20 protein-coding genes and 2 tRNA genes are annotated in these 21,713 nt (G+C 70.8%); 14 read left to right on the forward strand and 8 right to left on the reverse strand.

Features of this window, described 5'->3' with window-relative positions:
* Nucleotides 1-80: 80 nt before the first annotated feature.
* The gene (locus tag OB08_RS07250; RefSeq protein ID WP_461473611.1) at nucleotides 81-758 is read left to right on the forward strand and encodes a hypothetical protein; all 678 of its coding nucleotides are present in this window, start codon (nucleotides 81-83) and stop codon (nucleotides 756-758) included.
* Between the two features lie 14 nt (nucleotides 759-772).
* Here the strand turns inward: OB08_RS07250 and OB08_RS07255 are convergent, their stop codons facing one another.
* The 4 genes from OB08_RS07255 to pepN form a co-directional block, all read right to left on the reverse strand.
* The gene (locus OB08_RS07255; RefSeq protein ID WP_461473613.1) at nucleotides 773-2,443 is read right to left on the reverse strand and encodes an FAD-binding dehydrogenase; all 1,671 of its coding nucleotides are present in this window, start codon (nucleotides 2,441-2,443) and stop codon (nucleotides 773-775) included.
* 42 nt (nucleotides 2,444-2,485) lie between these two features.
* Nucleotides 2,486-2,998, reverse strand: a complete 513-nt coding sequence (locus tag OB08_RS07260; protein ID WP_461473615.1) for a globin — start codon at nucleotides 2,996-2,998, stop codon at nucleotides 2,486-2,488.
* The gene (locus tag OB08_RS07265; protein ID WP_461473617.1) at nucleotides 2,995-4,083 is read right to left on the reverse strand and encodes a mechanosensitive ion channel family protein; all 1,089 of its coding nucleotides are present in this window, start codon (nucleotides 4,081-4,083) and stop codon (nucleotides 2,995-2,997) included. The genes OB08_RS07260 and OB08_RS07265 overlap by 4 nt, the downstream gene beginning before the upstream one ends.
* Nucleotides 4,084-4,305: 222 nt before the next feature.
* The gene (gene pepN / locus OB08_RS07270) at nucleotides 4,306-6,852 is read right to left on the reverse strand and encodes an aminopeptidase N (RefSeq protein WP_461473619.1); all 2,547 of its coding nucleotides are present in this window, start codon (nucleotides 6,850-6,852) and stop codon (nucleotides 4,306-4,308) included.
* A 153-nt stretch (nucleotides 6,853-7,005) separates the two neighbouring features.
* Here pepN and OB08_RS07275 point away from each other — a divergent pair, with 153 nt between their 5' ends.
* From OB08_RS07275 to OB08_RS07310, 8 genes are all read left to right on the forward strand, one after another.
* Nucleotides 7,006-8,232, forward strand: coding sequence for a ferrochelatase (locus tag OB08_RS07275; RefSeq protein WP_461473621.1), 1,227 nt, complete (start codon nucleotides 7,006-7,008; stop codon nucleotides 8,230-8,232).
* A 56-nt stretch (nucleotides 8,233-8,288) separates the two neighbouring features.
* Complete coding sequence (locus OB08_RS07280) at nucleotides 8,289-8,834, forward strand: ribose-5-phosphate isomerase (RefSeq protein ID WP_461473623.1); 546 nt, start codon at nucleotides 8,289-8,291, stop codon at nucleotides 8,832-8,834.
* Between the two features lie 7 nt (nucleotides 8,835-8,841).
* Nucleotides 8,842-9,846 carry an Fpg/Nei family DNA glycosylase gene (locus tag OB08_RS07285; protein ID WP_461473625.1) on the forward strand — a complete coding sequence of 335 codons (1,005 nt, stop codon included), beginning with the start codon at nucleotides 8,842-8,844 and terminating at the stop codon, nucleotides 9,844-9,846.
* A 38-nt stretch (nucleotides 9,847-9,884) separates the two neighbouring features.
* A complete protein-coding gene (locus OB08_RS07290) occupies nucleotides 9,885-10,526 on the forward strand; it encodes an FMN-binding negative transcriptional regulator (protein WP_461473627.1) in 642 nt (213 codons plus the stop codon).
* Complete coding sequence (locus tag OB08_RS07295; protein WP_461473629.1) at nucleotides 10,523-12,028, forward strand: amidohydrolase; 1,506 nt, start codon at nucleotides 10,523-10,525, stop codon at nucleotides 12,026-12,028. Before OB08_RS07290 ends, OB08_RS07295 begins: the two co-directional genes overlap by 4 nt.
* Before the next feature lie 178 nt (nucleotides 12,029-12,206).
* Nucleotides 12,207-13,697, forward strand: a complete 1,491-nt coding sequence (locus OB08_RS07300) for a multicopper oxidase family protein (RefSeq protein ID WP_461473631.1) — start codon at nucleotides 12,207-12,209, stop codon at nucleotides 13,695-13,697.
* Complete coding sequence (locus tag OB08_RS07305; protein ID WP_461473633.1) at nucleotides 13,678-15,057, forward strand: sensor histidine kinase; 1,380 nt, start codon at nucleotides 13,678-13,680, stop codon at nucleotides 15,055-15,057. Before OB08_RS07300 ends, OB08_RS07305 begins: the two co-directional genes overlap by 20 nt.
* Before the next feature lie 20 nt (nucleotides 15,058-15,077).
* Nucleotides 15,078-15,746, forward strand: coding sequence for a response regulator transcription factor (locus OB08_RS07310; RefSeq protein ID WP_461473635.1), 669 nt, complete (start codon nucleotides 15,078-15,080; stop codon nucleotides 15,744-15,746).
* A 53-nt stretch (nucleotides 15,747-15,799) separates the two neighbouring features.
* On the opposite strand, the gene OB08_RS07315 is transcribed toward OB08_RS07310, so the two are convergent.
* On the reverse strand, nucleotides 15,800-16,282 hold the full coding sequence (locus tag OB08_RS07315) for a Dps family protein (protein ID WP_461473637.1): 483 nt from the start codon (nucleotides 16,280-16,282) through the stop codon (nucleotides 15,800-15,802).
* 174 nt (nucleotides 16,283-16,456) lie between these two features.
* Between OB08_RS07315 and OB08_RS07320 the strand changes: the two genes are divergently transcribed.
* Genes OB08_RS07320 through OB08_RS07330 form a run of 3 tightly spaced genes read left to right on the forward strand, consistent with a single transcriptional unit; the run spans nucleotide 16,457 to nucleotide 19,557 of the window.
* Complete coding sequence (locus tag OB08_RS07320; RefSeq protein WP_461473639.1) at nucleotides 16,457-18,601, forward strand: acyltransferase family protein; 2,145 nt, start codon at nucleotides 16,457-16,459, stop codon at nucleotides 18,599-18,601.
* Between the two features lie 39 nt (nucleotides 18,602-18,640).
* Nucleotides 18,641-19,186 (forward strand): gamma carbonic anhydrase family protein, encoded by a 546-nt coding sequence (locus OB08_RS07325; protein ID WP_461473641.1) that lies wholly within the window; start codon nucleotides 18,641-18,643, stop codon nucleotides 19,184-19,186.
* Nucleotides 19,183-19,557 (forward strand): A1S_2505 family phage non-structural protein, encoded by a 375-nt coding sequence (locus tag OB08_RS07330; protein WP_461473643.1) that lies wholly within the window; start codon nucleotides 19,183-19,185, stop codon nucleotides 19,555-19,557. Before OB08_RS07325 ends, OB08_RS07330 begins: the two co-directional genes overlap by 4 nt.
* A 39-nt stretch (nucleotides 19,558-19,596) precedes the next feature.
* Here OB08_RS07330 and OB08_RS07335 read toward each other — a convergent pair whose 3' ends face one another.
* The 3 genes from OB08_RS07335 to OB08_RS07345 all read right to left on the reverse strand — a co-directional run bounded on the left by OB08_RS07335 (nucleotide 19,597) and on the right by OB08_RS07345 (nucleotide 21,067).
* A complete protein-coding gene (locus OB08_RS07335) occupies nucleotides 19,597-20,502 on the reverse strand; it encodes an alpha/beta fold hydrolase (RefSeq protein ID WP_461473645.1) in 906 nt (301 codons plus the stop codon).
* A 161-nt stretch (nucleotides 20,503-20,663) separates the two neighbouring features.
* Nucleotides 20,664-20,882 carry a hypothetical protein gene (locus OB08_RS07340; RefSeq protein ID WP_461473647.1) on the reverse strand — a complete coding sequence of 73 codons (219 nt, stop codon included), beginning with the start codon at nucleotides 20,880-20,882 and terminating at the stop codon, nucleotides 20,664-20,666.
* Between the two features lie 114 nt (nucleotides 20,883-20,996).
* Nucleotides 20,997-21,067 (reverse strand) — tRNA-Gly (locus OB08_RS07345).
* 98 nt (nucleotides 21,068-21,165) lie between these two features.
* Here OB08_RS07345 and OB08_RS07350 point away from each other — a divergent pair.
* Both OB08_RS07350 and OB08_RS07355 read left to right on the forward strand, forming a co-directional pair.
* Nucleotides 21,166-21,411, forward strand: coding sequence for a nuclear transport factor 2 family protein (locus OB08_RS07350; protein WP_461473649.1), 246 nt, complete (start codon nucleotides 21,166-21,168; stop codon nucleotides 21,409-21,411).
* A 216-nt stretch (nucleotides 21,412-21,627) separates the two neighbouring features.
* Nucleotides 21,628-21,701, forward strand: a tRNA-Pro gene (locus tag OB08_RS07355).
* The last annotated feature ends 12 nt before the right edge of the window (nucleotides 21,702-21,713 follow it).

The following is a 21,713-nucleotide window of genomic DNA, read 5'->3' on the forward strand; positions in this document are numbered from 1 at the left end:
GCTCCCAGTCGGCCTGCTCCACGGGTCTCCTCTCCGGGGGCGCCCGCCGCCCGTCGTTCCGCTTGGTAGCTTAGGGGGCGATGCCTCCCCGCCTCCTTTTCGCCGACGCCGAGTCCGCAGCCGACGCCGTCACGTTCGCTAGCCGGGCGTCCCGCCTCACCGACGAGGGGGTCCGCATCCAGGCGGCGAACGGCGTGCTCGTCATGACCGCCGCCCCGCTCGCACCGCGCGGCCTCGGAGACGCGACGCCGACGGTGCTCGCGATGCGGACGATGCAGGTCGACCCGGAGCTCGTCTGCGACCTCGTGGTCGAGGCATCCGCTCTCCTCGCCGCGCCCGACGACGCGACGGCGGTTCAGCTCCCCGAGACGGCACTGGCTCCCTCGTGGGCCGGAGTCGCCCCGCCCCGCTCGGGTTGGGCGGCCCGACAGGGCGTCGACGCGTCTGTGCTCGCCGCGAAGGCGCAGGGCGGCATCGCCCGGGTCGCCGAGGCGGTGCCGACGGATGCCGGTGAGGACGTCGTGCGGACGGTGCGGGCCGCGGTCTGGGGTGTTCCGGACGCCGAGCTCGGCGGACTGCCGCTGGGCGCGGCGTTCGCGGCGCTGAGCATGGGGTTCATCAGCGGTGCCGAGACGGCGAAGGTCTTCACGAGCGGGCCCTGGACGCGAGTGAGTCTGCTCCGAGGCCACGTGATCGTGCGGGGTCCGGCCGTGATGGGCCTGACGCCGGTGCGGCGCACCGGCGCGGGCGACGCCTGAGCCTGGACCCGCCGTCAGACCGCCAGCGCCGCTGCGCGTCCTGCGGTGCGGCCCGAGAACAGGCATCCGCCGACGAACGTGCCCTCCAGGGCCCGGTAGCCGTGGACGCCGCCGCCTCCGAAGCCGCTCGCCTCGCCGGCCGCGTACAGTCCGGGGATGGGCTCGCCTCCTGTGCCCAGCGCGCGGCCGGAGAGGTCGGTCTCGATGCCGCCGAGCGACTTTCGCGTGAGCACGTGCAGCTTCACGGCGATGAGCGGCCCGGATTCGGGATCGAGGATGCGGTGCGGCTTGGCCGTGCGGATCAGCTTGTCGCCCCGGTAGGCGCGCGCCGAGCGCAGCATCGCGATCTGGGCGTCCTTCGTGAAGTCGTTGTCGATCTCGCGATCGCGCGCCTCGACCTCGAACCGCACGCGCTCCGCGTCGAGGACGTCGCCTCCGGGGAGTGCCTTCATGCCCGCGATGAGCTCGTCCAGCGTTTCGCGGACCACGAAGTCGGCGCCCTTGTCCATGAACGCCTGCACGGGACCCGAGGCGCCCTTGCCGAGCCGCGACTGGGCGAGCAGCTTGACGTCCTTGCCCGTGAGATCGGGGTTCTGCTCGCTGCCCGACAGCGTGAACTCCTTCTCGATGATCTTCTGCGAGAGCACGAACCACGAGTGGTCGTGGCCGGTCGCGCGCAGATGGGCGAGCGTGCCAAGCGTGTCGAAGCCGGGGAAGAGAGGCACCGGCAGCCGGTGGCCGGTCGCGTCGAGCCACACCGACGACGGGCCGGGAAGGATCCGGATGCCGTGGTCGGGCCAGACCGGATCCCAGTTCTGGATGCCTTCGACGTAGTGCCACATCCGGTCGCCGTTGATCAGGTGGGCCCCCGCGGCCTCCGAGACGACCTGCATCGAGCCGTCGACATAGGCCGGCACGCCGGTGACCATCGTCGTCGGTGCAGGGCCCAGTCGCTCTGGCCACCAGCGGCGCACCAGCTCGTGGTTGCCGCCGATGCCTCCCGACGAGACGATCGTCGCGCCCGCCGTGACGGCGAACGATCCGACGATCTCCCGTGACGACGCGAAGCCGCGTGCGGCGCCCGACGGTGCGAGGACGTCGCCCTCGGCGCCGGTGATCACGCCGTTGATGACGGTGAGACCGGTCACCTTGTGACGAGGCAGGACGGTGATGCGGCCCTGTCGCTCCGCGGACTCGACCGCTGCCTGGAACGGTGCGACGATCCCCGGACCCGTGCCCCACGTGACGTGGAAGCGCGGGACGGAGTTGCCGGGCCCGGTCGCCGTGTAGCCGCCGCGCTCGGCCCAGCCGACGATCGGGAAGAAGCCGACGCCCTTCTCGCGCAGCCAGCTGCGCTTCTCCTCGTGGGCGAACTGCAGATACGCCTCGGCCCAGCGCTTCGGCCAGGCGTCCTCCTCGCGATCGAAGCCGGCGTTGCCGAACCAGTCCTGGCGCGCGAGCTCGAGGGAGTCCTTGATGCCCATCCGCCGCTGCTCGGGCGAGTCGATGAAGAAGAGCCCCCCGAAGGACCACCAGGCCTGGCCGCCGAGGTTGGAGCGGGGCTCCTGGTCGACGATGACGACCCGCTTGCCCGCGGCGACGGCCTCGGTCGCGGCGACAAGGCCCGCGAGGCCCCAGCCGATCACGAGGACGTCCGCGGAATGGGTGGCGGGCGCTGCGGGCATGTCGACTCCTTCGTCGGGTGGCGGGGGTGAGGGTGCGGTGCGCTAGCTGGGGGTGTCGGCGGGTGGCTCGGCGACGAGGGGGAGCGATGACCTGGGCGCACCCGCTTCGCGGGGGGAGGGACCGGATGCCGCGTCCCGCCCGCCTGCCGCGGGGCCGATGCCGGTCGGCTCGAACGTGTTCACCATCGCCTGCGCGGCGCGCTGGAGGTAGTCCCACAGCGTCGCCTCGTGCAGCGGAGGCAGCCGGAGCTCGTCGACGGCGGCGCGCATGTGGGCGAGCCAGCGGTCTCGTGCGTCGGGGTTCACGTGGAAGGGCGCGTGCCGCATGCGCAGCCGCGGGTGACCGCGCTGCTCGCTGTAGGTCGACGGACCGCCCCAGTACTGTTCGAGGAACATCGTCAGCCGCACCTTGGCGGGGCCGAGGTCCTCCTCGGGGTACATGGGCTTGAGCACCTCGTCGCCGGCGACGCCGCGGTAGAACGCATCGACCAGGCGGACGAAGGTGTCGTGGCCGCCGACCTCGTCGTAGAAGCTCAGGGGCGAGGCATCCGTCATGGCGTTCCCTTCGCGTCGTCGGCAGGGGTCGCGGGAGGCGTCTTCGGAGTGCGCTTCGGCTTCCATACCGGCCGCGAGGCGGCCGGCGGCGCCGTCACGGCGGTCGGCTTGGTCTTCGGCGGGTTGGCCCCGCGCACGCGCTGCGCACCCTCGATCCCCGACGGCATGATCGTGTTGAGCGCGGGGAGTGTGATTCCCGCTTCGTCGAGCGCCTTCTTCAGGCGCATGCGCAGCTCGCGGGCGACGTCGTCCTTCGCGTTGGCGCGCGTCTTCATCACCAGCCGGATGACCAGCGCGTCGCCGGAGATGGACTCGAGCCCCCAGACCTCGGGCTGCTCGAGGATGCGCGTGCGCCACTTCGCGTCCTTCGCGAGTCCCTTGGCGGTGTCGAGCATGAGCCGCTCGACCTCGTCGATGTCGGCGTCGGTCGGGATGGAGAGGTCGACGATGACGCGGGACCAGCCCTGCGAGAGGTTGCCGATCCGGGTGATCTCGCCGTTGCGCACGTACCAGAGCGTGCCGTTGACGTCGCGCACGTGCGTGACCCGCACACTGACGTACTCGACGATGCCCGATGCCAGCCCGAGGTCGACCACGTCGCCGATGCCCACCTGGTCCTCGGCGACGATGAAGATGCCGTTCAGCACGTCCTTGACGATGTTCTGGGCGCCGAAGCCGAGGCCCGCGCCGACGGCGGCGGTGAGCAGGGTGAGCGACCCGAGCGCCGAGGGCGCCACCACGTTGATGATCAGCAGGATCGCGATCACCACGATCGTGACGCCGACGATGTTCTGGAGGATGGAGCCCAGGGTGCGCGTGCGCTGGACGAGCCTGACCGACGCCAGCGGGGACCGGTCGAGGGCCTGGGTGTCGTCGACGTTCGCCTTCGACTTCGCGCCGTTGACGATGCGGTCGACGACACGGCGGATCACGATCCGAAGGATCCACGCGAGGACGAGGGCGCCCAGGACGATCCCGGCGACGGCGAGGGCGACCTGTCCTGACTTCACGAGGAAGTCCAGGAAGTCGGTCCAGAGCGTGGGGCTCGCGGGGGTGGCCGGTTCGGTGGTGTCGAGCGCGATCATCGAGTCGATCCTAACGACCGCCGCCCGCACGTCCGCCGACACCGAGGAAGCCCGTGACCTTGCCCGGGCTGACGGTGAAGCTGACATCGGTGACGGCGTGTTAGGCGCCGAAGCTCTCGCTGAGGTTCTCTGCGAGGATCATGCTCCGACGCTACGGAGAGACCCCCCTCCGGCACATCGGCCGAGAGGGGGGTCTTCGCTCACTGCGGTGGTACCGCAGTACTACTGGGCGTCGCGCTCCTGCACGGCCAGTGCCCGCTCGACACCGGCGAGGTTCTCGGCGACGAGCCGTCGGAGCGCCGGAGCGGCGGAGGCGTTCGCGTCGAGCCACGCACGTGTGGCGTCGCGCAGTTCGAGGTTCGCCAGCGGAGCCGGGTAGAGACCGAAGATCAGGTACTCGGCGATCTTGTAGCTGCGCGACTCCCAGACGGGCAGGAGCGCGTCGAAGTACGGGGCGACGTAGGCGCCCAGCAGCTCGCGGCCCGCGGGGTGGATGAAGCCGAGTGCGGCCGAGCGGACGATCGTGTTCGGCAGGTCGTCGCTGTCGACGAGCGACGACCATGCGGCGGCCTTCGCTTCGGCGGTCGGCAGTGCGGCCTTGGCCTGCGCGGCGAACTCACCGCCCTTGGCAGTGTTGTCGGCCGCGAGAGCCTCATCGATGTCGGTCACCGTGACGACCCCGCCGGCGGCGAGCGCCACGAGAAGCTGCCACGACAGGTCGGTGTCGATCTCGAGGCCGTCGAACGAGACCTCGCCGTCGCGCACCCGGCGGACTTTCTCGACCTGCGCCGAGGTGGCGGCGGCGCTCGCGAACGCCGTCACGAACTGGAGCTGGCTGTCGCTGCCGGCCTCTGCGCCCTGGGCGAGCTCCCACAGCGCGTCGGCGACCTTCTCGCGCGTGACGTCGCGCTTCTCGGGCGAGACGTACGCGTTGGCCGCGAGCTGCAGCTGGGCGAGCGTCGTGCGCACGGTCGTCGACTCGGTCTCCGAGCCGATGTTGCGCAGCACGAGGTCGACGTAATCCGAAGCGGATGCCTCGGCGTCGCGCGTCTGGTCCCACGCGGCACCCCACACCAGCGACCGGGCGAGCGGGTCGCTGATCTTGCCGAGGTGGTCGATGGCCGTCTGCAGCGAGCGCTCGTCGAGACGGATCTTCGCGTACGCCAGGTCTTCGTCGTTGAGCAGCACGAGGTCGGGGCGCTGGTGTCCCTTGAGCTCGGGCACCTCGGTGAGGTCGCCGTCGACGTCGAGCTCGATGTGGTGCACGCGCACGAGCGCGTCGCCCTCGACGTTGTAGAAGCCGACGCCGAGGCGGTGCGGGCGGATGGTCGGGTAGTCGGCGGGCGCCGTCTGCACGATCGCGAAGCGCGTGATCGTGCCGTCGACGTCGGCGACGATCTCGGGCGACAGCGTGTTCACGCCGGCGGTCTCGAGCCACTTCTTCGACCAGGTCGACAGCTCGCGGCCGCTCGTGGCCTCGAGCTCGGACAGCAGGTCGGAGAGCTCGGTGTTCGACCACTCGTGCTTCTTGAAGTACGCCGCGACACCGGCGAAGAACTGCTCGATGCCCACCCACGCGGCGAGCTGCTTGAGGACGGAGCCGCCCTTGGCGTAGGTGATGCCGTCGAAGTTGACCTGGACGTCCTCGAGGTCGTTGATCTGCGCGACCACCGGGTGGGTCGAGGGGAGCTGGTCCTGGCGGTACGCCCAGGTCTTCTCCATGGCGTTGAAAGTGGTCCACGCCTCGGTCCACTCGGTGGCCTCGGCCGTCGCGATCGTCGACGCCCACTCGGCGAAGGACTCGTTGAGCCAGAGGTCGTTCCACCACTTCATCGTGACGAGGTCGCCGAACCACATGTGGGCGAGCTCGTGGAGGATCGTGACGACGCGGCGCTCCTTGACGGCGTCGGTGACCTTCGAGCGGAACACATAGGACTCGGTGAAGGTGACCGCGCCCGCGTTCTCCATCGCGCCGGCGTTGAACTCCGGGACGAAGAGCTGGTCGTACTTGGCGAACGGGTACGCGTAGTCGAACTTGTCCTCGAAGTAGGTGAAGCCCTGGCGGGTCTTGTCGAAGATGTAGTCGGCGTCGAGGTGCTGCCACAGGCTCTTGCGGCCGTAGACGCCGAGCGGGATGACGCGGCCCGAAGCACTCGTGAGCTCGGAGAACGTCGCCTCGTAGGGTCCGGCGATGAGCGCGGTGATGTACGACGAGATGCGCGGGGTGGCCTCGAAGGTCCACGTCGCGGTGCCGTCGCCGTGCTGCTTCGGCTCGGGAGTGGGGGAGTTCGAGACGACCTTCCACGGCTCGGGGGCCGTGACCGTGAACTGGAAGGCGGCCTTGAGATCGGGCTGCTCGAACACGGCGAACATGCGACGCGAGTCGGGCACCTCGAACTGCGAGTAGAGGTACACCTCGCCGTCGACGGGGTCGACGAAGCGGTGCAGGCCCTCGCCGGTGTTCGTGTAGAGGCAGTCGGCGTCGATGACGAGCTCGTTCTCGGCTGCGAGGCCCGACAGGGCGATGCGCGAGTCCGCGAAGGCCGCCGACGCGTCGATCGTGCGGCCGTTGAGCGTGATCTCGCGTACGTCGCGCGCGATGAGGTCGATGAAGGTGTCGGCGCCCGCGGTGGCCGAGAAGCGCACGACGGTGCGCGAGGCGAACACCTCGTCGCCCTTCGTGAGGTCGAGCGCGACCTCGTACGAGTGGGTGTCGACGATCGCGCGGCGCTCCTGCGCCTCGATGCGGGTGAGGTTCTCTCCAGGCACTGCAATGCTCCCGTGGGTGAGGGTGGGGTACCGCGATCTGGCGCTGATGACACCGGCGGCAACCGTCCCAGCCTATTCCAGGCACCGCGTCCGGGACGTGCCTGTGGATGACGAGAGGTCCGCGGGGCTGCGCGGCGGTGAAAGGATGGAGGCGTGACCTCGGAAGCGCAGAACCCGTCCGACACCCCCGCCCCGCACGCCGCGGTGCCCTACGCATCGCCGGCCGCGGCATCCGGATCCCCGCACATCGAGGTGCCGGTCGCGTACGACGCGATCCTCCTCGCCGGCTTCGGCGGCCCGGAGGGGCAGGACGACGTCATCCCGTTCCTGCGCAACGTGACCCGCGGACGCGGCATCCCAGACGAGCGGCTCGAAGAGGTCGCGCACCACTATCGTCACTTCGACGGGATCAGCCCCATCAACGCCCAGAACCGGGCGCTCAAGGCCGCGCTCGAAGCGGAGCTCGCGACCCGCGGCATCGAGCTGCCGGTGTTCTGGGGCAATCGCAACTGGGCCCCGTATCTGGAGGAGGCGGTGCAGGAGGCCGCGGCATCCGGTCACTCGAATCTGATCGCCCTCGCGACCAGCGCCTATTCGTCGTTCTCAAGCTGCCGCCAGTACCGCGAGGACTTCGCACGGGTCCTCGACGCGACCGGCCTCGCCGACACCGTGTCGATCGACAAGGTGCGGCAGTTCTTCGACCACCCGGGGTTCGTCCAGCCGTTCATCGACGGCGTGCGCGACGCCGTGCGCGCGTTCCTGGGCGACGGCATCCCACCGGAGTCCGTACGCGTGCTCTTCTCCACCCACAGCATCCCGACGGCCGACGCCGAGCGGTCCGGACCGCGCGAGGGCGATCCGTCGCACCGCGACTTCGGTCCGGGGGGCGCCTATGCCGCGCAGCACCTGGCGGTCGCGGAGGTCGTCATGGACGCGGTCGCCGCAGAGATCCCGTCGGCGGCGCACGTTGGCTGGGAGCTGGTGTACCAGTCGCGGTCCGGCCCGCCCAGCCAGCCCTGGCTCGAGCCCGACGTGAACGACGTGATCGCCGATCTTCCCGGTGGGGGGATCCAGGCGGTGGCCATCGTGCCGCTGGGCTTCATGAGCGATCACATGGAGGTCCTGTGGGACCTCGACACGGAGGCGATGGATGCCGCGGCCGAGGCGGGCATCCGCGCGGTGCGCACGCCCACCCCGGGTGTGGATCCGGTGTTCGTGTCCGGGCTCGTCGACCTCGTCGCGGAGCGGCTGCGCGGCACCCCCGCGGTCGACCGCCCGCACGCCACCGATCTGGGCCCGTGGTTCGATGTGTGCCGCCCCGCGTGCTGCGAGAACGTGCGGGCCGGCTTCAAGCCCGCCGCAGCGGGCATCGCGCCCTGACCGACGAGACGACATCTGCCCGAGGCGCCCTGTCGCCGCTCCCTAGGATTGACCCCATGCGCATCCACATCGCGACCGACCACGCCGGCCTCGAGTTCTCCACCCAGCTCCAGCACCACCTCGCGGCCGCGGGGCACGACGTCGTCGACCACGGCCCGGTCGAGTACGACCCCCTCGACGACTACCCGGCGTTCTGCATCCGTGCGGCGCAGGCGGTCGTGCGCGATCAGGCCGCGGGCGTCGAGGCGCTCGGCGTCGTCTTCGGCGGATCGGGCAACGGCGAGCAGATCGCGGCGAACAAGGTCGTGGGCGTGCGCGCGGCCCTCGCCTGGAGCATCGCGACGGCCGAGCTCGCCCGCGAGCACAACGACGCGAACGTGATCGCCATCGGCGCTCGGCAGCACACGTTCGACGAGGCCGTGTCGTTCATCGACCGCTTCATCGCGACGCCGTTCTCGGGCGAGGAGCGTCACGCCCGGCGCATCGGGCAGCTTGCGGAGTTCGAGGAGGACGGTGCGCTCGAGCCCGACCCGCGCGCGACGCCCGGCCGTCCGGATGTGCTCGACGCCGACGACAGCTCGTTCGACCCCGAAGCGGGCTGACCGGCTGATGCCCGAGGGCCATTCCGTCCACCGCATCGCGCGCCAGTTCGACCGCAACGTCGTCGGGCGCCGCGTCTCCGCGTCGAGCCCGCAGGGACGGTTCGTCGAGGGTGCGGCGATCATCGACGGCCGCACCGCGGCGTCGGTGCGGGCCGTCGGCAAGCAGATGTTCCTCGAGTTCGAGGACGACCTGTGGCTCCGCGTCCACCTGGGCATGTACGGCGCGTGGGACTTCGCCGGCGAGATCCTCGTCGACCCGACGATCGCCTCCGCCAACGGACGCATGGGCCAGACCAATCAGCGCGGCACCGACCTCGATCCGGATGAGCCGATCCTCGACGACGCGGGCGAGAACTCGCTGAGCTCGATCGGGGCGCCGCGCCGGGCGCGCGTGCATGTGCGCATGTCCGAGCAGACCACCGGCCTGAGCGGCGACGAGGATTCCTGGCCGCCGCCCGTGGTCGGACAGGTCCGGCTTCGACTGCTGACGGACATCACGGCCGCGGACCTGCGCGGGCCGACCGCGTGCGAGCTGCAGACGCCCGACGAAGTCGACGCGACGATCGCCAAGCTCGGCCCCGATCCGCTCGTCGACGATGTGGCGGAGGGGGAGGAGCGGTTCACGGCCGTCGTGCGACGCAAGCCGACATCGATCGGGCTCCTCTTGATGGACCAGTCCGTCGTGAGCGGCATCGGCAACGTCTATCGGGCCGAGCTCCTCTTCCGAGCCCAGCAGAACCCGCACACGCCCGGCCGCGACGTGCCGGAGGAACTCGTCCGCGAGATCTGGCGCGACTGGGTGCGACTGCTGGCGATCGGCGTCGAGACCGGTCAGATGATGACGATGGACGACGTCGACCCCGAGGCGTACCGCCGGGCGATGGGGAGCCGCGACGACCGCCACTGGGTGTACCACCGGGCCGGTCTGCCCTGCCGCATCTGCGACACCGCGATCGTCGTCGAAGAGGTCGCGACCCGCAAGCTCTACTGGTGCCCGCACTGCCAGGCGTAAGCGCTTCCGGCGTCGCGCGGCGACCTTAGGCTGTCACCATGCGTCAGAACCCGAGCTTCGCCATGACGGACGTCGGCGAGCTGCGTCGCCTCGTCGAGCTCAACCCCTGGGTCACCCTCGTGAGCGACACCGACGAGGGTCTCGTCGCCTCCCACTACGCGGTGCTGCTCGACGAGGGTCGCGACGACCTCACCATCGTCGGGCATGTCGGCCGGCCCGATGACATGATCCACGGCCTCGGCGCGCGCGAGCTCCTCGTCGTGGTGCAGGGTCCGCACGGGTACATCTCGCCCGGCTGGTACCCGGAGGCGCCGAACGTGCCCACCTGGAACTTCGTCTCGGCGCACCTCACCGGGGTCCCCGAGATCCTCACGCCCGGCGAGAACCTCGAGGTGCTCGACCGCCTCGTGACGCGTTTCGAGAGCGGGATGCCGCAGCCCCGCCTGCTGTGGGAGCGGCCGAACGACCCCGACTACGTCACCAAGCTGGAGCGCGGCACGGTGGGCTTCCGCCTCACCCCCACGCGCGTCGTGGCCAAGCGCAAGCTGAGCCAGAACCGCCCCGACGACGTGGTCGAGACGATCATCGCCGAGCTCGACGCCGGCGCCGGGCCGTACGCCGATCCGCGCCTCGCCGACGAGATGCGGCGCGCGCTCGAGACCCGGCAGGCGGCTCGATGAGCCTCGCGCGCGGCGACCGCCCCGACGTCATCGCCGGCGCGCGCCTCTCCGGCACGGAACGCACCGACCCATTCCTGGACGAACCGGTCGATGTCCACCTGGCGGATGGATTCATCGTCGACATCGCGCCCGCAGGCGCCCTTCCGCGCCGCGGGCGCGTGCTCGACGGTGCCGGCGGATGGCTCATACCGGGGCTGTGGGACCACCACGTCCACGTCGTGCAGTGGGCGCTCGCGGCCCAGCGGGAGCCGCTCGGCGGCGCGACCTCGGCGGCTCATGCCGCTGCGATCATGGCGGGGTCCGCGCCGCTGGCCGACGGTCGCAGGGTCGGCACGGGCTTCCGCGACGCCCTGTGGCGCGACATCCCGTCGCTCGAGACGCTCGACGCGGCGACGGGCGAGGTCCCCACCTACCTGATCAACGCGGACGTCCACAGCGTGTGGCTCAACACCGCCGCGCTGCGGCGCGAGGGATTCGAGCCGGACGGCGTAGGGATCCTGCGGGAGGAACCCGCGTTCGAGATCTCACGACGGCTGAACGCCGTGGCTCCCGCGGTGGCCGATCCGCTCGTCGAGCGGATGGCACAGGATGCTGCCGCGCGGGGTGTCGTGGGTCTCGTCGACCTCGACATGGCGTGGAACGAGGAGGCCTGGGCGCGCCGCCTCACCGCCGGCTTCGACGCGCTCCGGGTCGACTTCGGCATCTACCCCGAGTTCCTCGACCGGGCGATCTCCGAAGGGCTCCAGACCGGCGACCCCGCGCGGGGCGGGGCATCCGACCTCGCGCGCGTCGGGCCGCTCAAGGTCATCACCGACGGCTCCCTCGGCACGCGCACCGCGGCGACATCTCACGCCTATCCGGGCGACCCGCACAATCACGGACTCCTCACCGTCGACGTCGCGACCCTCGTCGACCTCATGACGCGGGCGACCGCCGCGGGCATCGCCTCGGCCATCCACGCGATCGGCGATGTCGCGAACTCCCATGCGCTCGACGCCTTCGCCGCCACCGGAGCCTGGGGCACCATCGAGCACGCGCAACTGGTCGCCCACGCCGACATCCCGCGATTCGCGCGACTCGGTGTCGGCGCGAGCGTCCAGCCCGAGCACGCGATCGACGATCGCGACATGACCGACGCCATCTGGGCGGAGCAGACCGCCCAGCCGTACCCGCTCCGCTCGCTGGCCGACACGGGCGCGAACCTGCTCTTCGGCTCCGACGCCCCGGTGTCGGCGCTCGATCCGTGGGCGGCGATGGCGGCCGCCGTCTTCCGCACGCGCGACGGTCGCGGTCCGTGGCAGTCGCACCAGAGCGTCTCGGCCGCCACGGCGCTCGGCGCCTCGACGTCGCGCGGGTCGGCCGACCCCGACCGCATCGAGCCCGGAGCGCGGGCCGACCTGGCCGTGTGCGCGCACGACCCGCTGACCGCGAGCCATGAGCAGCTGCGTGGCATGGCGGTGGCGGCGACGCTCCTGCAGGGCCGCCTGACGCATCTGGCGTAGGGCGCCCGCCGTCCGATCCGGGGGGGAGAGCCCCCGTGTCGGTTCGGTAGGGGGTCGGATGCCGCGTCCCGGGCATCCTGGCGAGGCTGGAGTCATGGTCTCAGCCCTGCCCTCGCCGCCCCCGCCGCCCTCGCCGCCTTCGGCTCCGGTCGCTCCCCGTCGCCGGCGGCGTCGCCTGGTGGCGACGCTCGTCGCGGTGCCGCTCGTGCTGGTGCTCGTGCTCATCGCCGCCGGAGCGATCTGGTTCGCGTCGAACAGCGTCCGGGCGACGCCGCCCGCCGCGGGGACGCTGTCGTTCTCGCAGCCGCTGCGCATCCCGGAGCTCGCCCCGTCGCGCGTCGAGGACGGCGTGCGGATCTTCGAGCTGGAGCCCCGGGAGGGCAGCACGCCGTTCCGGCCCGGCACGCAGACGCCGACGCTCGGCTACAACGGCTCGTACCTCGGGCCGACGCTGGTCGCCCGGAGCGGCGAGCGCGTGCGCGTGGACGTGGCGAACGGACTGCCGGAGAGCACGACCGTGCACTGGCACGGCATGCACCTCCCCGCCGCGATGGACGGCGGTCCGCATTCGCCCATCACGCCGGGTGAGACGTGGCATCCCGAGTGGACGATCGACCAGCCGGCGGCTTCGCTCTGGTACCACCCGCACCTGCACGGCCGTACGCGGGAGCAGGTCGACGCCGGGCTCGCGGGCATGTTCCTCGTGCAGGACGACGAGGAGTCCGCTCTGTCGCTGCCGCGCGAGTACGGCGTCGACGATGTCCCGCTGATCGTGCAGGACCGCTCGTTCGGCCCCGATGGCGCGTTCGCCGGCGGCCTGGGCATGCAGTTCGACGGTGTGCTGGGCGACACCATCCTCGTCAACGGCACCGTCGCCCCGCACCTGGACGTGACGACGGAGCTGATCCGGCTGCGACTGCTGAACGGCTCGAGCGCACGCATGTACGACTTCACGTTCGCCGACGGCCGCGAGTTCGCGCTCATCGCCACCGACGGCGGTCTGCTCGGCGAACCCGTCGCGGCGACCTCCGTGCCGCTCTCGCCCGGCGAGCGTGCCGAGATCGTCGTCGCGCTCGACCCGGGGGAGCGCGTGGCACTGCGCTCGCAGGCCCCCGATCCGGCGCTTCACGCCGGAAGCGCAGCCTTCGACGTGCTGGAGCTGCGGGCCGCGGCATCCCTCACCCCTTCGGCCGCTCTGCCGGCGACGCTCGCCGACCTGCCCGAGGCGGACGACTCGGATGCCGCGGCCCAGCGCTCGTTCGTCATGTCGGGGCACAGCATCAACGACCGGCAGATGGACCTCGGCCGCGCGGACTTCGTGGCGACGGTCGACACCGACGAGGTCTGGACCGTCCGCAACGAGAATCCGCTGCCGCACTCGTTCCACGTGCACGACACGCAGTTCCGGGTGCTCAGCGTCGACGGGAGTGCGCCGCCGGCGCGGCTGTCGGGCTGGAAGGACACCATCGCGCTCGAGCAGGACCGCGAGTACCGGCTGCTCGTGAGCTTCGAGGACTACGCCGATGCGCAGACGCCGTACATGTACCACTGCCACCTGCTGTGGCACGAGGACCAGGGCATGATGGGACAGTTCCTGGTCGTCGAACCCGGGCAAGAGCCCGACCTGAAGCGTCCCGAGGGAGACAGCGATGACCACCTTGACCACTGACGCCGCCGTGCCGGCGACCCGCGAGGGCTTCTGGGCGGACTACGCCCGCGCGTGGACACGCACGCCCGGCAGCGCCGTCTACCTGCTCGCCGTCTTCGTGCTGGCGATGATCTCTCTGAGCGTGCTGGCATCGCTGTTCTGGACGGGCGTGGGACTGCTCGTGCTCATCGTCGGGCTCCCGATCGTCGTTGGGACGCTGTTCGCCGCGCGCGGCTTCGGGATCGCCGACCGCGGTCTGCTGTGGCTCACAGGCCTCCCGCAGATCGAGGAGCCCGAGTGGAACCGCGACAGGCCCGGCACGGGCGGGTTCTGGATGGTGCTGACGCGGCCGATCCGCAACGCGCACTACTGGATCTACCTGGTGCACGGAATGATCGTGAGCCCCATCATCAGCACCATCTCGTTCGTGCTGACGACGGTGTGGCTCAGCGTCGGGCTCGGCGGGCTCACCTACTGGATCTGGGGCGCGTTCCTCCCGCGCGGTGACGCGGGCGATTGGGGTCGCTACGTGGCCGACGCCCTGCCGTGGATGTTCGGCGGCTGGGCGTCGTGGCCGGTGGAGGTCACGCTGTACCTCGTCGCCGGGATCGTCTTCACCTTCACGATGCCGTGGGTCCTGGGCGGGCTCGCCCGCGGCCACCACGCCGTCGCCAAGGGCATGCTCGGCCGGTGGCAGTCCGACGACCTGGCCGCCGAGGTGCGCGCCGAGGCCGCAGCCCGGGGCGCGGCCGTGCACGCCGAGGACGTCGCGCTGCGCCGTCTCGAGCGCGACATCCACGACGGCCCGCAGCAGCGTCTCGTGCGGCTGCAGCTGGATCTCGCGGCGCTCGAGCGGCGCGCCGAATCCGGTGATGCGGATGCCGCGGCCGATCTGGCCCGCGAGGCGCGGGGGCACGCGAAGGCGGCGCTCGACGAGCTGCGGGCGCTGTCGAGCGGCGTCGCGCCGCCGCTGCTGCAGGACCGTGGACTCGCCGCCGCGCTGTCGGCGGTCGCCGCGGGCACCCCGCTCGTCGTTCACACCGATATCGACCCGGCGATCGATGCCGTGACGAGCCCCGAAGTGGCGCGGACGGTGTACTTCGTCGTCGCGGAGCTGTTCACCAACGTCGTCAAGCACGCCGGCGCGACAGCCGTCACGCTCAAAGCGGCGCTGCGGCCGTCCGTGACCGGAGCGCCGTCGATGCTCGACGTCTGGGTGGTCGACAACGGTCGCGGCGGCGCGGCCTACGCGACGGGTCACGGTCTGGAGGGCCTCCGCGAGCGCGTGGCGGGCCTGCGGGGCATGCTGGTCGTCGACAGCCCCGTGGGCGGGCCCACGTCGATCGGTGCGCACGTCCCGCTGGGGCCGGTCGCGCCGTGACCGATCCCTATGCTGAGGGCATGACGGCCGACAGCGGGTCGCGCCCCGTGCGCGTGGTGCTCATCGAGGACTCCGTGCTTCTGCGGGAGGGCCTCGTGAGGCTGTTCGACGAGGCGGGGTACGTGACGGCCGGCGCGTGGGGCGACGCCGACGACATCGTCGCACGGGTGCGGGAGGCTCGAGCCGACGTCGCGATCCTCGATGTGCGGCTGCCACCGGGGTTCCGCGACGAGGGCATCCGCGCGGCGCTGACGCTTCGCGCGGCATTGCCCGACGTGGGGATCCTCGTGCTGAGCCAGTACGTCGAGGGCGTGTACGCGCGGGAGCTCCTTGCGGGCGGCGACGGGGGAGTGGGCTACCTGCTCAAGGACCGCGTCACGTCGCTCGAGGAGTTCACGGATGCGGTGCGCAGGGTGCGCGAGCGGGGGACGGTGCTCGACCCCCTCGTCGTGCAGGGGCTCCTCGCCGCACGCCCCGACCCGCTGTCGAACCTCACGCCGAGGGAGCGCGACGTGCTCTCGCTGATGGCGGAGGGCCGGAGCAATGCGAGCATCGCGGAGCGCCTGTTCATCGGGGTCGGCGCCGTCGAGAAGAACATCAGCGCCATCTTCGCCAAGCTGGGGCTCGAGGAGTCCGGCACCGAGCACCGCCGAGTGCTCGCAGTGCTCGCGTTCCTCCAGCGGCCCTGACATGACGAAGCCCCCGGTGGATCACCGGGGGCTTCGTCGTGAACCGAATCGAGTCACTCGGCGAGGTGCGCGAACAGGAACCAGCGGTCCTTCTCGAGCTGCTCCTTGATGCCGATGGCGACGTCCTGGCTGGTGAGGTCGAATTCATCGAGGCCGTCGATCGCGGCCTGGGTGTCGGAGATGACGACATCCATGTCGGCGATCACGTTGCGGATGAGCGCCTCCCACTGTGTGAAGCCGGCGGGGACCGTCGTCGACGTCTTCTCGGCGATCGTGCCGACGCGGGCGTCGACGGGCAGCCCGAGGGCGACGATGCGCTCGGCCGCCTGATCGGCGCCGGCCTGCGCGTTGGCCACGAGTGTGTCGAGGAGCTCGTGGATGGCGATGAAGTTCGAGCCGCGCACGTTCCAGTGCGCCTGCTTGCCGTTGACGGCGAGAGCCTGGAGTCCGAGCACCACGGGGGTCAGGAACTGGGCGCTCGCGGCCGCCACGGTCGGGTCGGCAGCGGTTGCGGGGGTGGTGTTCGTCTTGCTCATGTCTCTCGCCTCCATCTTCGGGAGGGACGCTCCGATCGGCGTTCGTCCTCCGGTGGGTGCAACGCTACTCAGCGGTCGGCATTCCGCAAGCAAGACAAGGCTCCGCTAACCCTCATCGGGTCACCCCCGCCCTGTCGCGCCGGATTGTCAGGCGACACCGGCTAACGTCGATAGGTGCCTTCCGCAGATCACGACCTCGAGCCGCAGCATCTGCGCGACCCCGCCCGCACCGTCACGCGCGAGCCGCGTGACCGTTCGCCCGAGCACGCCGAGCCCTCGCGATTCATCCCCCACGTGCAGGGCCTGCGCGCGATCGCCGTGCTCGCCGTGGTGCTCTACCACTTCTGGCCCGGGCGCGTCACCGGCGGCTACGTCGGCGTCGACATCTTCTTCGTCATCTCCGGCTTCCTGATCACCGCGCACCTGATGCGGGAGCTCACCGCCACGGGCGGGGTGCGGCTCGGCCAGTTCTGGGCGCGCCGCGCGCGGCGCCTGCTGCCGGCATCCCTCCTGGTCCTGCTGTTCTGCGCGCTCGTCGCGATGTCGCCGTACCTCACACCGACCTCTGCGCTTCCCAACGAGATCCGCGAGATCCTGGCGTCGACGTTCTACGTCGAGAACTGGTACCTGGCGATCAACTCCGCCGACTACCTCAACCACTCGGGCGACCCGACGACCGTGCAGCACTACTGGTCGCTGTCGCTCGAGGAGCAGTTCTACGTCATGTGGCCGCTGCTCATGCTGCTGGCGGCATGGATCGGCGTGAAGTTCTTCCGCGGCGCCCGGCGCCGTGCGGTCATCACGACGCTCGCGATCGTCTCGGCCGTGTCGTTCGTGTTCTGCGTCGTCTTCACGATCACCGACCCGGCGCCGGCGTACTTCGTGACCTTCGGCCGCATGTGGCAGTTCGGGGTGGGCGCGCTCATCGCCCTGGTCCCCATGCTGCGCGTGCGCCATGCGGTCGGGAGCTTCGTGCTCGGCTGGGCGGGCATCCTGCTGCTCATCTCCGTCATCTTCACGTTCGACGGCCAGACGCCGTTCCCGGGGTACATGGCGCTGCTCCCGACCCTCGGAGCCGCGGCGGTGCTCGCCGCGTCGAACACGGAACGCTGGTGGTACCCGACACGGATCCTCGCCGTGCGCCCCGCGCAGTTCGTCGGCGACATCTCGTACTCGCTGTATCTGTGGCACTGGCCGCTCATCATCATCGCCCCCTCGGTGCCGTTCTGGGGCCTGACGATCTACCATCGCGTCGCCCTGCTCGTGCTGTGCTTCGTGCTGGCGTGGCTCACCAAGCGCTTCGTCGAGGATCCCGCGCGGGGATGGAAGGTGCTGACGTCGCGCCCGGCACGCGCGACCCTGTGGAGCTCCCTCGCGGCGATGCTGATCGTCGCGAGCGTCGCGGCGGCCGCGTGGTTCGTCAACGCCCCGGCCTACAGCGCCGGTGTGCGCGACATCCAGCAGCTCCAGGAGAACCCGCCGGAGTGCTTCGGTGCCGCATCCGTCCTCGACCCGTCGTGCGCGGACGCCGACTTCGGCGACACGGTCCTGCCTGCGCCGGGCTTCGCCGGGATCGACCGCCCCGCAGACGAGCAGTGCTTCGTGCAGCTCACCGACTCGCGGCCCGTCTCCTGCACGTTCGGCTCGGACGATCCGGACGCGACGCGCGTCGCCCTGGTCGGCGACAGCCATGCGTATCAGCTCCTGTCGACGTTCGAGCGGATCGCCGATGAGCAGGGCTGGCAGCTCATCACGTGGTTCAAGGGCGCATGCCCGTGGAACACCACGCCGCTGTCGACGCCGGGGGCGTTCGGCGCGGCGTGCGCGGAGTGGCGCGAGGGCGTGACGGCGGCGATGGCCGATGCCGACCTCGACGCCGTGTTCACGGCGGCGATCGCGACCACGCCGTACTCGTCCGCGGGCTACGACTCGTCCTACGACGCGGCGGTCGCGGGCTACGTCGACGCGTGGGACGCCATGCTCGACCAGGGCGTCCCCGTCATCACGGTCGTCGACAACCCCGTGTGGGAGACCGACCCGAACAAGTGCCTCCGCACCCGCGACACGGCCGAGTGCGACGGCCTGCGTGCCGAGGTCCTGGTGGCGGACGACCCGCTCCGGGCGGCCGCCGACCAGCGCGATGGCGTCACGCTCCTCGACTTCACCGAGGTGTTCTGCGGCGCTGAGACGTGCGCGCCGGTCGTGGGCGGCGCGAACGTCTACCGCGATCAGGACCACCTCACCGTCACCTTCGCCGACACGCTGGCGCCGTGGTACACGGAGGCCATCCAGGAGAGCCTCGCGCGAGCCGGACGCTGACCGCACCGGGTCCTCGCGCACCGGGCGTAGGGTCGTCGCATGACGATCTCCGAAGACGCCGCCGTCCTCTCCGTCGCCGGGCGGTCGCCCTCGATCGATGCGTCGGCCTTCGTGGCGGCCGGCGCGCGCGTGATCGGAGCGGTCACCCTGGGCGAGGGCGCGAGCGTCTGGTACAACGCGGTGCTCCGCGGCGACAGCGACTCGATCTCCGTCGGGGCGGGCAGCAACCTCCAGGACAACGTCTCGGTCCATGTGGACGCCGCGCATCCGGTCGTCATCGGGCGCGACGTGTCGGTGGGCCACAACGCCGTGGTGCACGGCTGCACGATCGGCGACGGATCGCTCATCGGGATGGGGAGTGTCGTGCTGTCGGGTGCCGAGATCGGCGACGGATGCCTCGTGGCCGCGGGTGCGGTCGTCCTCGAGGGCACCGTGGTGCCACCCGGTTCGCTCGTCGCGGGCGTCCCGGCGAAGGTGCGCCGAGAACTCACGGCGGATGAGCGCGAGAGCATCCTGCGCAATGCGCAGACCTACCGCGCGCACCTCTCCGCTCACGAATCCGCCGCACCGGCACGAGGCGCGTGAGCGGCCCGATGCGCATCGAAGGGCTCGAGCCGCACGAGGTGTTCGTCTTCGGGTCGAACGGGTCCGGTGCGCACGGCGGCGGAGCGGCGAAGTTCGCCCTCGACTGCTTCGGCGCGGTGTGGGGGCGATCCGATGGTCTGCAGGGCCAGTCGTACGGCATCGACACGATGTCGGGGCTCGAGGTGTTCGAAGAGCAGGCCCGCCGGTTCGTGGCGTTCGCCCGTGAGCACCCCGAGCTGAGGTTCCTCGTCACCGAGGTGGGCTGCGGCATCGCCGGCTACAGGCCTTCGCAGGTGGCGCGCTTCTTCGCGGGGGCGCCCGACAACGTCGTGCTGCCGGACTCGTTCACCGCCGAGCTCGGCGCCCCGTAGCGATTCCGGCGACGGGATGCCGCGCCCCGCTGGTCCGGCTCAGTCGGCCTTCGGCTCGGGGTGGTGCTTGCCGCGGTGCACCTCGTAGAGGCGCACGTGGCCGGGCCAGGTGGGGTCGTTCTCGATCGGCTTGTCGTTCATGAACAGCGTGATCACGTGGGCGAGCTGACCGGGGTGACTGAAGTTGATCGCGTGTGCGGCGCCCTCCAGCAGTACGACGAGCACATGGCTGTCGGTCTGGCTGGCGATCTCGTCGACCCGGTGGGCGTGGGGGAGCAGGGGGTCCCGTTCACCCAGCACCACGAGCGTGGGGATCTTCATCTCGAGGAGACGCTTCAGCGACGGGTACTGGGTCAGCGCCTTGAACATGCGCATCGTGCTCGGCACCCCGAATCGCACGTAGTCGGGCACGGCGACGCGTGCCATGCGCGTCGGCTCGCGCGGGGCGTCCTTCGACAGCTGTGAGATCGCGCGGCGCAGCGGCTGGTTGTAGAGGCCGCCGGCGGGCGAGACGAGCACGGCCCGATCGATGCGCTCCGGGTAGTGGTGTGCGAACTCGATGATGACGGGGCAGCCCATCGAGTTGCCGACCAGGGTGGCCTTCCCGACGCCGCGGTCGTCGAGGAAGTCGGCCGTCGCGTGCGCCAGATCGGGGATGTCGAGCATGTCACGGCGCTTGCCGCTGCGGCCGAACCCGGGAAGGTCGGGCACGAACGTGTGGAACTCGTCGGCGAGCCGCTCGGCCGTCGGCAGCAGGTACCTTCCCGACAGTCCGAAGCCGTGCACGTGCACCATGACACGGGCATCCGCGGGCGGGTGCGGCGACTCCCGGTAGAAGACATCGACGCCGTCGATGTTCGTCCACTTCTCGGACAGGCGAGAGGCGGGCCTGCGCGGCAGCTTGCGTGGCTTCGACGCCCCGGACGGCGTGGACGGCGCGCTCATCGATCTTCCCCCTCTGCCTTCGGACCTACAGCGGAATTCTGCCGCGCAGGCCGGACGAGGGGTAGCCGCCGACCGCGAAATCACCCGGAGGAGACGAGGGGCGGGCCCGCTGCGACAGCAGGCCCGCCCCCCTCTCGGTGCGGTTCGTGGTGCAGGACGGCTCAGTCGCCGCAGATGCCGCGCGCCGTGTCGTTCTTGGCCTGTCCGCCGATGGCCTTGACCACGTCGCCGACATTCGTGAACCCGAGGGCGCCCTCGGTGTTGATGGTCTTGTGCACCTGGCCGAAGCAGGCGGCATCGGACGGCGCCGCATGCGCTGTTCCGGCGGATCCGAAGACGGCCAGGGCCACGATGGCTCCGGTGGTGAGAATGCGCTTCATTGGACTTTCCCCTCCTCATGGCGGGTGGGAGTTCACCCGACAGGAGAGGGTTCCGCCGCCGGCGCGCGTTTGGATGCACTTCGCGTCGAAGTCGCGCGGCAGGAACCGATTCGGAGGGGATGACGGGAATCGAACCCGCACCATCAGTTTGGAAGACTGAGGCTCTACCATTGAGCTACATCCCCGTGCGCCCGCTGACGGGCACCGACCAATCGTAGTACATGGTGGCCGTCCTCCCGCTCCCCACTCAGCCCGACGCGCGGAACAGCGAAGGGAGCGGGTCATGGCACGTTCGGGCAGGGAAGTGGTTGAGGCGCTCATCGCCACGCTGAACGCCGGGGACGTTCCCGGCATGGACGACGTCTTCCACGAGGACGCCGAGATGGTGTGGCCGCAATCGGGCGAGCGCATCGTCGGCGGCGACAACCGCCGCGCGGTGTACAGCAGGTTCCCGCAGCTGCCGAAGATCGACCTGCGACGGCTCACGGGCGACGGCGACCTGTGGGTCGCCGAGGCCGACCTCGACTAAGGCGACGGCGATCCGTACCGGTCGATCTTCATCTTCGAGCTGCGCGACGGGCGGATCGCCCGCGAGACCGCGTACTGGACCAAGCCGTTCCCCGCGCCAGACTGGCGCGCCGAGTGGGTCGAGCGCGTCTGACTGCATGCACCGCGCAGGCGACGCCCGGGCGGGTCGGCTAGACTTCTCGGGGCCGAAAGGCGCACGCGTGCGTGCGAACCCGCCCGGGGCGTAGCTCAGCTTGGTAGAGCGCCCGCTTTGGGAGCGGGAGGCCGCAGGTTCAAATCCTGTCGCCCCGACATCACGGCCCC

This window comes from Microbacterium sp. HJ5 (assembly GCF_054824025.1).

Coding starts and splice junctions, on each gene's coding strand:
- OB08_RS07250 (WP_461473611.1), top strand. CDS start 81: ATGCCTCCCCGCCTCCTTTTCGCCGACGCCGAGTCCGCAGCCGACGCC.
- OB08_RS07255 (WP_461473613.1), bottom strand. CDS start 2,443: ATGCCCGCAGCGCCCGCCACCCATTCCGCGGACGTCCTCGTGATCGGC.
- OB08_RS07260 (WP_461473615.1), bottom strand. CDS start 2,998: ATGACGGATGCCTCGCCCCTGAGCTTCTACGACGAGGTCGGCGGCCAC.
- OB08_RS07265 (WP_461473617.1), bottom strand. CDS start 4,083: ATGATCGCGCTCGACACCACCGAACCGGCCACCCCCGCGAGCCCCACG.
- OB08_RS07280 (WP_461473623.1), top strand. CDS start 8,289: ATGCGCATCCACATCGCGACCGACCACGCCGGCCTCGAGTTCTCCACC.
- OB08_RS07285 (WP_461473625.1), top strand. CDS start 8,842: ATGCCCGAGGGCCATTCCGTCCACCGCATCGCGCGCCAGTTCGACCGC.
- OB08_RS07290 (WP_461473627.1), top strand. CDS start 9,885: ATGCGTCAGAACCCGAGCTTCGCCATGACGGACGTCGGCGAGCTGCGT.
- OB08_RS07295 (WP_461473629.1), top strand. CDS start 10,523: ATGAGCCTCGCGCGCGGCGACCGCCCCGACGTCATCGCCGGCGCGCGC.
- OB08_RS07305 (WP_461473633.1), top strand. CDS start 13,678: ATGACCACCTTGACCACTGACGCCGCCGTGCCGGCGACCCGCGAGGGC.
- OB08_RS07310 (WP_461473635.1), top strand. CDS start 15,078: ATGACGGCCGACAGCGGGTCGCGCCCCGTGCGCGTGGTGCTCATCGAG.
- OB08_RS07315 (WP_461473637.1), bottom strand. CDS start 16,282: ATGAGCAAGACGAACACCACCCCCGCAACCGCTGCCGACCCGACCGTG.
- OB08_RS07325 (WP_461473641.1), top strand. CDS start 18,641: ATGACGATCTCCGAAGACGCCGCCGTCCTCTCCGTCGCCGGGCGGTCG.
- OB08_RS07335 (WP_461473645.1), bottom strand. CDS start 20,502: ATGAGCGCGCCGTCCACGCCGTCCGGGGCGTCGAAGCCACGCAAGCTG.
- OB08_RS07340 (WP_461473647.1), bottom strand. CDS start 20,882: ATGAAGCGCATTCTCACCACCGGAGCCATCGTGGCCCTGGCCGTCTTC.
- OB08_RS07350 (WP_461473649.1), top strand. CDS start 21,166: ATGGCACGTTCGGGCAGGGAAGTGGTTGAGGCGCTCATCGCCACGCTG.